This is a genomic window from Prolixibacter bellariivorans ATCC BAA-1284 (assembly GCF_000621705.1).
GTDB classification, from domain to species: domain Bacteria; phylum Bacteroidota; class Bacteroidia; order Bacteroidales; family Prolixibacteraceae; genus Prolixibacter; species Prolixibacter bellariivorans.
This window is the reverse complement of sequence record NZ_JHXO01000006.1, coordinates 14106-27643: the sequence shown is the minus strand read 5'-3', so window position 1 is coordinate 27643 and position 13538 is coordinate 14106. Positions and strand designations below refer to the sequence as shown.

Annotated in this window: 11 protein-coding genes; 6 read left to right on the top strand and 5 right to left on the bottom strand. The window is 43.0% G+C overall.

What is annotated here, in order from left to right; genetic code table 11:
* The first annotated feature begins 1 nt into the window (after position 1).
* The 3 genes from T426_RS0105620 to T426_RS0105610 all read left to right on the top strand — a co-directional run bounded on the left by T426_RS0105620 (position 2) and on the right by T426_RS0105610 (position 1883).
* Entirely contained in the window at positions 2-691 is a 690-nt protein-coding gene (locus T426_RS0105620; RefSeq protein ID WP_025863208.1) for a Crp/Fnr family transcriptional regulator, read from the top strand.
* An 84-nt stretch (positions 692-775) separates the two neighbouring features.
* Positions 776-1348 (top strand): pentapeptide repeat-containing protein, encoded by a 573-nt coding sequence (locus T426_RS0105615; protein ID WP_025863207.1) that lies wholly within the window; start codon positions 776-778, stop codon positions 1346-1348.
* Between the two features lie 94 nt (positions 1349-1442).
* A complete protein-coding gene (locus T426_RS0105610) occupies positions 1443-1883 on the top strand; it encodes a peptidylprolyl isomerase (RefSeq protein ID WP_025863206.1) in 441 nt (146 codons plus the stop codon).
* A gap of 51 nt (positions 1884-1934) precedes the next feature.
* On the opposite strand, the gene T426_RS0105605 is transcribed toward T426_RS0105610, so the two are convergent.
* The 3 genes from T426_RS0105605 to T426_RS0105595 all read right to left on the bottom strand — a co-directional run bounded on the left by T426_RS0105605 (position 1935) and on the right by T426_RS0105595 (position 6370).
* The gene (locus T426_RS0105605; RefSeq protein WP_027585390.1) at positions 1935-3131 is read right to left on the bottom strand and encodes a DUF5009 domain-containing protein; all 1197 of its coding nucleotides are present in this window, start codon (positions 3129-3131) and stop codon (positions 1935-1937) included.
* Between the two features lie 41 nt (positions 3132-3172).
* On the bottom strand, positions 3173-4264 hold the full coding sequence (locus T426_RS0105600) for a family 20 glycosylhydrolase (RefSeq protein ID WP_025863205.1): 1092 nt from the start codon (positions 4262-4264) through the stop codon (positions 3173-3175).
* Between the two features lie 300 nt (positions 4265-4564).
* On the bottom strand, positions 4565-6370 hold the full coding sequence (locus T426_RS0105595; RefSeq protein ID WP_025863204.1) for a glycoside hydrolase family 15 protein: 1806 nt from the start codon (positions 6368-6370) through the stop codon (positions 4565-4567).
* Positions 6371-6456: 86 nt separating this feature from the next.
* On the opposite strand from T426_RS0105595, the gene T426_RS0105590 reads away from it, so the two are divergent.
* Positions 6457-8670, top strand: coding sequence for a bifunctional alpha,alpha-trehalose-phosphate synthase (UDP-forming)/trehalose-phosphatase (locus tag T426_RS0105590; protein ID WP_025863203.1), 2214 nt, complete (start codon positions 6457-6459; stop codon positions 8668-8670).
* 48 nt (positions 8671-8718) lie between these two features.
* Here T426_RS0105590 and T426_RS0105585 read toward each other — a convergent pair whose 3' ends face one another.
* Positions 8719-9483 carry an SDR family oxidoreductase gene (locus T426_RS0105585; RefSeq protein ID WP_199898452.1) on the bottom strand — a complete coding sequence of 255 codons (765 nt, stop codon included), beginning with the start codon at positions 9481-9483 and terminating at the stop codon, positions 8719-8721.
* Positions 9484-9608: 125 nt separating this feature from the next.
* A complete protein-coding gene (locus T426_RS0105580) occupies positions 9609-11273 on the bottom strand; it encodes an AMP-binding protein (RefSeq protein WP_025863201.1) in 1665 nt (554 codons plus the stop codon).
* Between the two features lie 287 nt (positions 11274-11560).
* On the opposite strand from T426_RS0105580, the gene T426_RS0105575 reads away from it, so the two are divergent.
* Entirely contained in the window at positions 11561-12208 is a 648-nt protein-coding gene (locus T426_RS0105575; RefSeq protein WP_025863200.1) for an HD domain-containing protein, read from the top strand.
* Positions 12209-12495: 287 nt separating this feature from the next.
* A complete protein-coding gene (locus tag T426_RS0105570; protein ID WP_025863199.1) occupies positions 12496-13491 on the top strand; it encodes a substrate-binding domain-containing protein in 996 nt (331 codons plus the stop codon).
* Positions 13492-13538: the final 47 nt, after the last annotated feature.

Here is a 13538-nt window from a genome sequence, read left to right as displayed (position 1 = left end):
TATGAACACCTTTGAATGCACCTGCGAACGATGCCACTTAAGAACCCTGTTCTTCAATCATATATCAAAGAATGACATTCGTTCAATCTGCACTCAGAAAGTAGAACACCGGTACGAAAAGGGCGATGTGATTTTATGTGAAGGCGATCCCATCAAAAATTTTCTTTATCTGAAAGAAGGCTTGGTCAAGCTTTCAAGAACAACGAGCGATGACAAAGAACAGATCATCAGTTTTGCCAAACCGTTCGACTTTGTCAGTCTCCTCAGTGTCTTCTCTTCAGAAAATTATCATTATACTGTTACTGCCATTGAAGATTCGACGACTTGTGAACTCGACCTGGGACAAGTGAAAGAAATTGCCCGTGAAAACGGTGTATTCACACTCGACCTGATGACTCGGGTAAGTGAAGCAACAGACCGAATTATACTGGACAATCTGGAAATCAAGCAAAAACATTTACATGGAAGGGTGGCTTATGTACTGTTGTTCTTCGCTCAAAATGTATACGGACGTGACGATTTTGAATTACCTATTTCCAGAAAGGAAATTGCAGAATACATTGGCATGACAACCGAGAATGTTATCCGCACTCTTTCCGAATTTAAAAAGGACAAGATTATTCGGATTTTTGGCAAAGAAATCGATATCATCGACCGGGAGCGGCTGGAAAGTATCTCTCTGCACGGATAGAAAATCGCCACTCCTTTTTTTAAAATATTTCAACGTCTCATACCGGATTTGTTGTACCTTCAGGTGATTTTAAATCCTGAAGAAATGAAAGAAGCGGAGCATGACAATCAAGTGTTTGACGGCATCGATTACAGCCGGCAGACCATCGGCGGGGAAGAGTATTACGATTGTACTTTCAGGAACTGTAACCTTTCCGAAGCCAACCTATCAAACAGTGACTTTAACGACTGCATATTTGAAAACTGTAACCTGAGCCTTGTTAAGTTAGCCAACACCGGACTGAAAACTGTTTCCTTCAAAAATTGCAAACTGATTGGTATTGATTTCAATTCCTGCAACCCTTTTCTCCTCAACGTAAAATTTTCAAAGTGCCAGCTCGATTATGCAGGTCTTTACCAGATGAAGCTGAAAGAGACAACGTTTGAAGAGTGTTCGCTCGTCGAAGCCAATTTTTCAGAAAGCGACTTAACAAATGCATCCTTCCGGGAATGCGATTTATCAAACGCTATATTTGATTTTACGGACCTTACCAATGCTGATTTCCGGAACGCTCACCATTATACCATCGACCCCGAACGGAATAAAATGAAACAGGCAAAATTCTCTCATTTCGGACTTGCCGGCTTACTGGGAAAATATGACCTGCGCATTGAATAGTACATACAACATAAAGCTGCTCGACTGTCTTACGTCCGCCTGCTGATAAGTGAATAAAAAAGATTGTATTTTTGTGGTCAAAAATTAAAAGATTATGACAAAACGTGCTGAGATTCATACCGCGAAAGGGGTAATGAAAGTGAACTTTTACGAAGAGGATGCTCCGAATACCGTAGAAAATTTCGTTAAATTATCGAAAGAGGGATTTTACGACGGATTGACTTTTCACCGTGTAATTCCGGATTTTGTCATTCAGGGTGGTTGCCCTAAAGGTGACGGAACCGGCGGTCCGGGTTACAAAATCAAATGCGAACTGGATGGCAATAATCAATACCACGATCGCGGCGTATTGTCGATGGCTCATGCCGGCCGTGATACCGGTGGTTCGCAGTTCTTTATTTGCCATAGCCGGCAAAATACAGCTCACCTCGACCGTAATCATACCTGTTTCGGTAAAGTTTACGAAGGTCTGGATGTGATTGACGAAATTCGCCCCGGCGATGAAATCGAAAAGATTGTCATTATTGAAGACTAATCGACTTTCATATGAAAATGAAGCCCGACTGATTTCAGCCGGGCTTTTTCATTATAGCTTCAGCTTTATTTTGTGTTTTTCCAACCAACCGGTTAACAAAACAACCAATAGCGCAAAAATCAGTGATTTCAATATCCCGATAAAACCGGTTCGCAAGGCAATTGGCAGAACCAGTCCCCAAATACTTCGTACCGGGTAGATGAAATAAGGTAACAGGTAAGCTGTTAGTGTTGCTGTTCCGGCCGGACGAATCACATTCGCCCAATTGGTTTTCCCTTTCTTATCGGCAATAAAGTACAGTAAACCAAACAGAGCGAACCCCATTCCCGAACAAATACCAACCCATGCCGGTGTTGCCTGAATTTTCGAAATACCCCATTCGGGCCTTAAGCCAAAACCATAAGCTAAAGAAACAACAGCCAATACAGCCATCCACATGTAAAATGACTTCTCTTTTCCGGTTTTTTGCAGCTTCCGCAGAATGACGGCTGCCACCATTCCTCCCGCCGTTAATGCGGGATTAGAACCCGAAATAAACGGTCCGGCTACATTTCGAAGGAATTCCCAACCGGAAGTCCATCCGGCAAGGTCTGCTATGTTCAGCAAATTGAAAAACAACCAACCGGCAATTATCACCCAAAGGTTTCCGCGGGAAGCAACATAAAGCAATGCATTTAAGAGATACGCCCAACCAATCAGGCCCAAAATTCCCCACCAATAAACCTGCATCCACGACTCGCCATTTTCACCTCCATGGTAAATGGCTGCCAGGAAAATGAAGATTGCCACACCGATTCCCTGCATCATATAAACGGCTTTCTGCGACAAACCGGTTCGTTTCCAATCAAGCCAAATGAGCATGATGCCTGCTCCCATCAGCAATTCCCATCCAAAACGTCCTACCATTACCTGGCCTCCGGTAATTTCTTCCAGGTTCATCATATAAAAACCCAGCAACATCAGTGAAACGGAACGGATAATAATGTGCCAGATAATTTTTCCTGCCGAATCTCCCTTTTTTCTTCGGTTCGCAATAGCAAACGGTATGCTGAGGCCTACAATAAAGAGGAAAAGTGGAAATATAATATCGGAGAATCCCAGATAATCTTCGGTAGCAGAAGCATGTTCGAGCCATTTTGGAACTCCCTGGAGAGACCACAAATCATTTACAAAAATCATGAAATACATAGTCAGGGCGCGCAGTATATCAATAGCAGCCACCCGACCTAAGGAAGTTGGTTTTGTCATGGTATGGTTCGATTGTTAGAATAAAAAATGTTCGCTTTGAATTATTTTCCGGTCCATGCTTTAGACAATGCTTTGAAGCAAGCAATATCACTTAATCCATTTTCCGGTTTCTCACCCTCCTTCCAACGATTGAGAAAACTTTCCGCAGGTGTCCACACGGTATGCATGACGCCCAGGAATTTTTCATTCATCGGGGCAGGTGAATTTTGCCGAAAACTCTTCATATCCTCCAATTGCTGCAAAGCCACGTCCTCTTTTCTCCAGGGACAACTGATGACACGCAGTCCTTTCTGAGCAAAATAGGGAGCAGTAGGCACCGCTTTCACGTAATGCCAGTCACAAATAACCACGTCTTTGGGAATCATATCAACAGCGGGCCAGGTATTGTTAAAGCTACCTTCCCACATGCCAATTCCACTGGATTTGCCATCGATTAGCCTGTCACCCCAAATCCATAATTCGGTTCCCGTCTTTGCCAAATGGTCATTGATACGCTTCACTTCGTCGGCGAACAGTTTAGCTTTCGACTTACCGGCACAGCGCGGACAATCCGGGTCACCGATGTAGAAAACTTCGTCCATGCCCGCATGAAACGCTTTCGCATGAAATGCTCTCACAATTTCATCTACCACATCGAATACTACCTTGTGTACTCCCGGATGCAACGGACAATAACTTTTGCAGTATAAACTGTCTTTGTTTGGCCACTTGTATTCCTTCGGCAACTTTACATCGGGCGTTTCATCAAACTGCGGATATACTTTCAACAAATTCCCTAAATCGGATGCCCAGGATTGGTGCCCCAGCAAATTAACCTGTGGTATAATGGCTATCTCATTGTTTTGGCAGGCCTCAACTATCCGATCCACATCTTTCTGCGAAAGCGCATCTTCATCGCGCAATTCCGGATGGCTTTTATATTGATAATTATAATCAACTCTCAAAACCAACGTATTTATGCCTGCCGGTCCCAGCACATCGTTAATAAATTCCAGAAAGGTATCCAAATCGGCTGGCTTAGGTGCAGCAATACAGAACCCGCGCAACGGTGGCTCAGTATTTATTTTTTTCGGTTGTGCAAAAGCTGGTGTAATCAGAAGAGCAAGCAGTAGTAAAGCAGTAATCCTTTTCATGTCAGTTAGTTTTAGCGATTAGTGCTAAATTTATGTGATTAACATCCAATCGCAAAAACTCTTTAAAAGTTTGCAGAAACCGTTCGTGACTAACTCTTCAACTAAATGCTAAAATATATTGCACAACAGCTAACCGGACAAAACAATATTAGAATAATCCGTCTATATTGCGTTTGATCCTTTTACTATTTTAACCATAAAACCGTATATCAAAGGTTTTCAATCAGAAACCGGGTTCTTTCCCTTTAAAGGGGCCAGAACCCGGTTTCTTTTCAGTAATGATATATTCTATTTATACCTTTATTTTATGGCTTCCCGGATAATTTCTTCTAGACTTAGTTCGCCTTCCGAAATTGTTATGGCCGATTCAATCATGGCCAGATGGGAATAAGCCTGCGGAAAATTTCCCAACATCCGTTTCGTTTTAAAATCCAGGTCCTCGCTGAAAAGTCCTAAATGGTTGGAATACGATAATAGCCGATTAAACCTTTCACGCGCTTCTTCCTTGTAGCCCGTCTTGTAAAGACTGTTTACCAACCAGAATGAACAGATAGTGAATGCTGACTGCGGTTCGCCAAAGTCATCTTCATTTTTATAGCGGTACATCAAGCCGTCGTGCTCCAACTCGCGTTGTACGGCAAGTACCGTACTTTTAAACCGTGGATCGGAAGCCTGCACAAATCCGTATGACTCCATCAACAGTACCGAGGCATCCAAATCCTCACTTCCGTATGACTGTGTAAACGACTGTTTCTCTTCCGACCAGGCATTTTTTAAAATACTATCGCGAATGCGGTCTCTCAGCCGTTCCCATTCCGTGAAAAGCTCTTCCTGCTTGAGCAAATTACCAACTTTCACTGCCCGGTCAACAGCCACCCAACACAATACTTTACTAAAGGTAAAATGCCGGCTCTCGTTCCGGAATTCCCATATTCCCTTGTCGGGTTTCTGCCAGTTGCGTTCTACCATTTTTACAACATTCCGTACCAGCGTCCACAACTCTTCGCTGTATTCCAAACTGGCCGGGAAAAGTTTGAATTGCTGATAGACTACATCGACTAAAATGCCGTAAATATCATTCTGCTTCTGCTTGTAAGCCGCATTTCCGATTCGCACCGGACATGAGCCTTCGTATCCTTTCAGGTGTTTCAGAACCTTCTCCGAGAGTTTCTTCTCACCGCTGATACCATACATGATTTGAATGCGCTCATCTTTTTCGGGCAACAAACTGATGATAAAGTCAAGGTAATGCTGCGTCAGACTCAGGTGACCAAGTCCGGTCATGATACGGACCACCATCGATGCATCGCGAATCCAACAGAAACGGTAATCCCAGTTTCGCTCCTCTCCAATTGTTTCCGGTAACGAAGTTGTTAATGCTGCCAGCACGGCGCCGGTTTTTTCGTAACTCAACAACTTCAGCGTAAGCGCACTCCGGTTAATCTCGTCATTGTATTCCTTGAACCTGGTTGTCCGCTCCGACCAGTTTAACCAATACACCTGTGTCCGCATCAACTTCAGGTAAGCTCTTTTTACATCCTGCCTCAACAGTTTTTGATTATAACTCACCAGGACAAACTGATCTTCCGGCAAGTGTAAGACTTCACCTGCTACCAACTTTTGTTTGTCAAAACTGGTGTATAAATAGAGCGAATCGTAAGGACCTTTGGTGGTATTCGACTTAACGTAACCATCGTTAACAATCGTTTTGGTCTCAAATTCCGCATATTCAAGGCGTGGATCATACACAATCCGGAACGATGGATTACCCGTAATATGCTTGAAGTAGCGAATAATATCGGGCGGTGAATAGTATTTTTCTTTTTGATTCTCGTAACGCGGCATAAAATCATGCACTTCGAAAATACCGTCCTCACATTCGAAACGGGTGCAAAGTATATTGGTCCGCGGAAGATAAAATTGCTTCGATTCGTTTAACTTTTCAGGCAGAATGGCCATATGTCCTCCCTTCTCATCATCCAGTAAGCGTCCGAAGACCGAAGACGAATCAAATTTCGGCAGACATAACCAATCGATTGAGCCATCTTTGGATATCAATGCTGCACTTTTGCAATTCCCTACAATTCCATAATTCAAATTATCCATTCTGCCGTTTTTGTTTCTGCCAAATTTGTTTAATCGCCAAAAAAGGGCTATTATCAGTAAAAATCCAAAAAAAACATACTAATTATATGAGCAAAATTCATATTGTTTCAAACCGGCTCCCATACAGCATCAAAGATACGGAAAACGCTTTTTCTCTGAAACCGAGCGTCGGAGGGCTGGCCACTGGAATGAAATCAATTTATAAAGAGTACAACGGCTCATGGATAGGCTGGCCCGGAGTGGCCAGAGAAGACCACACAACAAAGGAACTTGACCAGATTGATGCGTTGCTAGGAAAAGAGAATTGTGTCCCGGTACATCTTAGTCATGAAGAGATCAATCTCTATTACGAAGGTTTCAGTAACCGCACGATTTGGCCTCTTTTTCACTATTTCACACAATATGCCGATTTCAATGCCGACACGTGGGAAGTGTACAAATCGGTTAATCAAAAAATGGCTGACGCGACCATATCAGTTTTGGAAGACGGCGACTCAGTCTGGGTGCACGATTATCAATTGCTTCTGGTACCCGAGATGATTAAATCGAAGAAGCCCAATGTTACGGTTGGATTTTTCCTTCACATCCCGTTCCCTTCTTACGAAGTCTTCCGGACCCTTCCCTGGCGAAAAGAGCTCATTAAGGGAATGCTGGGAGCTGATCTATTAGGCTTTCATGTGTATGACTACGAACGACATTTTTTCAGTACGGTCCGCCGGCTCTTCGGTTACGAAATCTCGTTTAACCAAATCCATGTCGAGGACCGGATTATTCTGGCGGATGCCTTTCCGATGGGAATCGATTACGACAAATTCCACGACGCTGCATTGGCCACCCACCAAAAACCGTTGCAGGAGAAGTCGAGATTGCATCAGGAGCTGGAAAAATATTTCCTTACCTCACCTGACCGCCGTTTGATTTTATCTATCGATCGCCTCGATTACACCAAAGGAATTCCGAACCGACTGAAAGCATTTGCCCGTTTTCTGGAAAAATACCCGGAGTTTCGCTACAAAGTAACGCTGGTCATGCTGGCGGTTCCTTCCCGCGGACAGGTAGATCATTACCAACAACTGAAAAAGGAAGTGGATGAGTTGGTTGGTAGCATAAACGGCCTTTATGGAAGTATTAATTACACTCCCGTCTGGTACTTCTACCGGTCACTGCCTTTCGAAAACCTTATCGAGTTATACAGTTCCTGCGACGTTGCACTAATCACGCCTGTTCGTGACGGCATGAACCTGGTAGCCAAAGAATATGTTGCCTCCCGAACCAATAAAAGCGGTGTGATTATTCTCAGCGAAATGGCTGGAGTAGCCAAAGAGATGGGTGAAGCCATTATCATCAACCCCAACGATGAGAATGATATGGCCGAAAGCATTTACCAGGCGCTGACCATGCCTTTAGATGAGCAACGTGAACGGATGAGTTTCCTGCAGGATCGCATCAAACGATATGATATTTTCAAATGGGCTCATGAATTCGTAAAATCGCTGTTCAAAGCCCGCGACATTCAATCCGACTTTTTGGCGAAACGAATCAATACCAAAATCCAAAAACAACTTGTTGCCGATTACACGAAAAGTAAGAATAGAGCCATCTTCCTTGATTACGACGGCACCTTAACCCGTTTCCGGAAAAACCCGCAGGATGCCTCACCCGACGAAGAATTGCATAACTTGCTTAAAAATCTGGAGAAGGATGAGCATAACGATATCACGCTCATTAGCGGTCGCGATCGCGCAACCCTCGAAAAATGGATGGATGGACACAAAGTGAATCTCATCTGCGAACATGGTGTTTGGGTGAAGGATTTCGGCGGAACCTGGAAGACGCTTACCAACATCAGTAATTCGTGGATGGACATGGTTCGCCCGATATTGGAAAACTTCGTAGACAGAACACCCGGCTCGTTCATCGAAGAGAAAAATTATTCCCTTGTATGGCATTATCGCAAAGCGGAACCGGAGCAGGGTGAGTTGCGCGCTAACGAACTAAAAGACGAGCTTACTAACCTGGTTTCGAATCACAATCTCGAAATCATGGAAGGGAACAAAGTGATCGAAGTGAAAAACGGTGGTATCAATAAGGGCGTAGCTGCACTCAATTTCCTTCACAACAAGAATTATGATTATGTATTGGCCATGGGAGACGACTGGACTGATGAATTCATGTTCAGGGAGCTTCCGCGCGAAGCCATCACTATAAAAGTAGGATTGAAACATACCAATGCCACTTACAACCTCGAATCGGTTGATGCCGTTAGAGAATTTTTAGGGGATTTGGTCAATGCCGGTTAAACAATAAGGAAAGAATATAGAAAAGGGGAGCCAAAAGCTCCCTTTTTTTTATACATAAATCATTTTCCGAGTCATACCTCCGTCTACTACAAAATTCTGACCGGTAATGAAACTGTTTTCAGGCTGTACCAGAAAAAAAGCCATATTGGCAATGTCATCCACTGTTCCCACTCTTCCAACCGGATGTTGAGTGTTATCTTCTTTCGTTAATTTTTCTTGTTTCGCAGCTGACTTCTTTTTCATTGCCGAAACATCAATCCAACCCGGTGAAATACTGTTCACTTTTACTTCCGGCCCCAAACTCATGGCCAGGGAATGTGTCAGTGCATAAACTCCCCCTTTCGATGCGGAATAGGCTTCAGTATCGGGTTCTGACTGAAAAGCTCTTGTAGAGCATAAATTAATGATGGCTCCCTTGTTCCTTCTTAACTCCGCAGCACAATGTTTTGAGCACAAAAAAGGACCATTCAGGTTAACATCGAGAACATGTTGCCACTCTTCCAGCGAAAGCTCAGTTAGTGGTTTGTTATTCGCGATAGCAGCATTATTCACCAAAACATCGATTCTTCCAAACAACGAAATCGTTTTTTGAACAGCGACCCGAACGGCTGCTTCGTGAGAAACATTGCATAAAAGATATTCGAAATCGGGCGAGTTCAGTTGCTTCTCCACTTCTCTTCCGGCTTCATCATCCACTTCCCAAATGGCAACTTTCCAGCCTTCCTTCAAAAATTTCTCTGCCATACCGCGACCAATTCCCTGGGCACCCCCGGTAATTACAACAACATTTTGTTTCATATTATCTGCCATCATTCATTTCCATTAAAATAGGAAAATATCGTCTTCACAATAATCCATAAAGGTCGGGAATTTTGTCTCACAAAAGAAAAGGGATACCCCTATGAGAGCATCCCTTTCTATATTGTAAAATTTCTTTATCAGGAATAAAGGAATCGCTTAATTTTTTGCGTTGGTGTTCGTTCGAAAGGCGTTGGCTGAACCAGGACCAGTTGAACCTGTGCAAACTTACTTACACGGGAATTTACATATGCCTGCAGTTCCTTCAACGTTTCGTCCACTTTTTCGTTGACATACTGCTCAGCCTGATCACGCATCAAGTGGTACTTTTCTTCAATCTCCTCGATATTCAAATGAACCAGAGCAACTAATTTTCCCTTTCGTTGTACAACCAACGACTCAACCACACTCCGGAAGTTATTAATGACTGACTCAATCTCTTCAGGATAGATATTCTCTCCGGAAGCTCCCAGAATCATATTTTTAATTCGTCCCTTCATGTACAGGTATCCATTCCGATCGAATACACCCAAATCACCGGTCCTAAACCAGCCATCTTCGCTCAGCACTTCGCGTGTCAGTTCCGGCTCTTTGAAATACCCTTTCATCACATTCGGCCCTTTAGCCAGAATTTCGCCTTCGCCGGTTTTGGGATCAGGATTTTCCAGTTTTAATTCTACTCCTTCGAGCACGGGTCCAATTCCCTGCAATCGTGTACCACTTGCTCCGATACCAGCTAGCAATGGGGACGTTTCAGTTAAGCCATAGCCAATAGCGTACGGGAACTTTGCTTCACGCAGAAAAATTTCAACCTGTCGGTCAAGTTTTGCACCTCCAATACCGAAAAATACCAATTCTCCACCAAATGTTTCCATCAACTTCTTCCCGGCAATCGCGTTTAATTTTCTCCGGATGACCGGAATGCGATACAATGCCCGAATGAAACCATTCTTTCGGAACTTCGGTAATATCTGTTGTTTGTATATTTTCTCAATAATCAGCGGCACAGAGAGCATCAACGTTGGTTTTACCTCCTGAAGGACAGGCAACAATACTCTTGCTGTCGGTGGCTTTTTCAAATAATGAACCGAGGCTCCGTACATAATGGGTAACAAAAGCCCAAGTGTATTCTCAAATGTATGCGATAAAGGCAGCAGGGACACGAAACGATCTGTCGTCAATATTGGCTGAATGGTATAACTCTGACGGGCATTCCAAACCAAATTGCGATGTGTCAGCATGACACCTTTTGATTTTCCGGTTGTTCCTGATGTATAAATGATTGATGCCAAGGCGTCTTCATCGATATCGACAGAATCGGTCAAATAATATTCGTCTGATAACGCCGATGGAACACTAAGAATCTGATCTCTCGATGTTCCTTTCGAAATAACACCAAACGTTTCCATTAAAATGACAGAGGAGAGCTCGATGGATTCAAACTCTTCTACTTTATTGTATAGATTCTCGGAAACGAACAGTGCTCGTGTTTCCGAATGCTTGAAAATATTTTCAATTTCAGCCGGCGAAAAGTCTGGTAATACAGGTACAGCAACGGCACCAATCATCGAAACAGCAAAAAATGCAATTCCCCAATTTGGCATATTACTACTCAATATCCCAATTTTGTCGCCTTCTTTTAGTCCCAATTGCCTTAGCAATCCGGCAACTTTCCTAACTTCGGTTTCAAGCTCGGCATATGTGCGGTGTTCTTCACCGGCAAACACCAGCGATTCCTTGTCTTTAAATTCGGCAAAACTACTCCGAAGCATTTCCGGAATAGTTAGTTTGTTAAGTTTTCTCATGTTTTCTTCTCCAACCCCAAAAATAGTATTTCTATATACTCAGCAATTTCCGTTCCATGATTTTTCATGTCCCACCCCCTTGATTTCGATTTACTTCAGATGTAAATTATTCATTGAAAAGCAGTTCAAGTTTATTTGAACGAATTATAAATTGCCTCGACACAAAGATACGATATTTGCCTAAATATCAATGCATTCAGGATTTTCAACCATTTAGGTCAAATGATCGACAATAATATGTATTTTCCCTGTGAATACAATCCGAATTTCATCGAATAGCTGATATAATGAAATACCACGATAAAAAACAGATCATCAGGCAAACAGAAGATTTTATCCGGGCGCGATTCACCGGCGACAGCTCGGGGCACGATTGGTGGCACATCCATCGCGTACGGAATTTGGCATTGGAACTGGCCAAAAGAGAAAATGCCGATGAATTTATCGTGGAAATGGCCGCTTTACTGCATGATTTAGATGACTGGAAACTGAATCAAACAGGCAACCAGGTAAAAAAATGGTTGGATACGCTTCTACTTTCGGAAGACGAAAGCTTCCACATTTTGAGCATCACAGAAAATGTCTCATACAAAGGAGCTGGCGTACCAACACCAATGAGCAGTATCGAAGGGAAAGTGGTTCAGGACGCGGACAGGCTGGATGCCATCGGTGCCATTGGCATTGCACGCACATTTGCCTATGGCGGAAGCCGCGACCGACTCATTTATCATCCGGATACGACACCTGAATTGCACCAAAGCTTTGATAGCTATCAGCAAAATCAATCGCATACCATTAATCATTTCTATGAAAAATTGCTTCTGTTAAAAGACAGAATGCAAACAAAAAGTGGTTCCGAAATGGCAGGGCACCGTCACCGTGTTATGGAAAATTTTCTTGATGAATTTTTCAAAGAATGGGATGGCATTAAATAACATCCTGTATCAATGTACAATACAGTGCATGTCGCGTTGCCTTCTGTTTCATTCTTTCGAAATTAAGAGTCAATTAGTATAAAAATCTGGCACCCAGAATCATTATGTTTTTAAATACCTTCAGGATTTCTCCCACATTTCAATGTTTTTTTATTTCCGAATCCGTAAATTTATATTGAGAGAAAACCAAAACTACCTAGGGACTAACCGGTCCTCCGCTTTCTTCTGAAGAACATTTTTCGTTCTGTACCTGATTCTATTTTGAAAATCTTTTAAATATCCATGTCATGAAAAGTGTATTGCGTTATTTCATTCTTTTCATTGGATTGATATTGGCTGGTTGCTCGAGCGATAAAGTAAAGGTTGGTTTGCTGATACACAGTCTGGACAAAGAACGTTGGGAGAATGATCAGAAATATTTTATTGAGTATGTAAACGAACTGGGAGGGAAGGTATTGGTGGCCGTTGCCGACAACGACGAACAGAAACAAATACAACAAGCTCAGGACCTGCTGAAAAGAAAGATTCGAACCCTTGTTGTTATTCCTGTTAACCAGTATAGCGCTGCCAGCATTGTCGATTTGGCCCATAACCGATCGGTCCCCGTTATTTCGTATGACCGTCTCATCAACAATAGCCGTGTTGACTATTATGTGTCAACTGACAACATCAAAATTGGCGAAATGCAAGCCCGGTATATGATGAACCTGGTACCCGAGGGAAATTATGCCTTAATTGGTGGCTCAGAATATGACAATAACAGTCGAATGCTTTATCTCGGTCAGATAAATATTCTGCAGCCTTACATTGAGCGAGGTGATATTTTTCTGGTCTACCGAAAATTCACCAAATTCTGGTCGGAGGATGAAGGTTACCAAATGGCTAAGGAGTGTCTGGATCAGAACAATAATCAGGTGGATGCCATAATTGCCGGCAACGACGCTATTGCATACGGGGTTCTACGCGTCCTGAAAGAACGAGGCCTTGAGAAAAAAATAGCGGTAGCCGGAATGGATGCTGACCTGCGAAATATCCGCGAAATCGTGAAAGGCAATCAGTCCATGACCGTTTACAAACCAATTAAAACCATGGCTTCCACAGCTGCTCAAATTTCGGTTAAGTTGGCCCGGGGAGAAAAAATCGAAGATTGCAACAGTCGTGTGAGCAATGGTTCCTGGCTGGTTCCATCAGTTTTGCTTGATGCTCTGCCTGTGTACAAAGACAATATTGAACAAACTGTTGTTGCTGAGGGCTACCTCACAGAAAAGGAAATTTACAAATAAAACCCTGTCAAGAAAAGAGGCAATTCCCATCCATCGCAAATGAATGG

What these genes read in the sequence shown, in the direction of transcription:
- T426_RS0105620 (WP_025863208.1), top strand. Translation starts at nt 2, where the DNA reads ATGAACACCTTTGAATGCACCTGCGAACGATGCCACTTAAGAACCCTG.
- T426_RS0105615 (WP_025863207.1), top strand. Translation starts at nt 776, where the DNA reads ATGAAAGAAGCGGAGCATGACAATCAAGTGTTTGACGGCATCGATTAC.
- T426_RS0105610 (WP_025863206.1), top strand. Translation starts at nt 1,443, where the DNA reads ATGACAAAACGTGCTGAGATTCATACCGCGAAAGGGGTAATGAAAGTG.
- T426_RS0105605 (WP_027585390.1), bottom strand. Translation starts at nt 3,131, where the DNA reads ATGACAAAACCAACTTCCTTAGGTCGGGTGGCTGCTATTGATATACTG.
- T426_RS0105600 (WP_025863205.1), bottom strand. Translation starts at nt 4,264, where the DNA reads ATGAAAAGGATTACTGCTTTACTACTGCTTGCTCTTCTGATTACACCA.
- T426_RS0105595 (WP_025863204.1), bottom strand. Translation starts at nt 6,370, where the DNA reads ATGGATAATTTGAATTATGGAATTGTAGGGAATTGCAAAAGTGCAGCA.
- T426_RS0105590 (WP_025863203.1), top strand. Translation starts at nt 6,457, where the DNA reads ATGAGCAAAATTCATATTGTTTCAAACCGGCTCCCATACAGCATCAAA.
- T426_RS0105585 (WP_199898452.1), bottom strand. Translation starts at nt 9,483, where the DNA reads ATGATGGCAGATAATATGAAACAAAATGTTGTTGTAATTACCGGGGGT.
- T426_RS0105580 (WP_025863201.1), bottom strand. Translation starts at nt 11,273, where the DNA reads ATGAGAAAACTTAACAAACTAACTATTCCGGAAATGCTTCGGAGTAGT.
- T426_RS0105575 (WP_025863200.1), top strand. Translation starts at nt 11,561, where the DNA reads ATGAAATACCACGATAAAAAACAGATCATCAGGCAAACAGAAGATTTT.
- T426_RS0105570 (WP_025863199.1), top strand. Translation starts at nt 12,496, where the DNA reads ATGAAAAGTGTATTGCGTTATTTCATTCTTTTCATTGGATTGATATTG.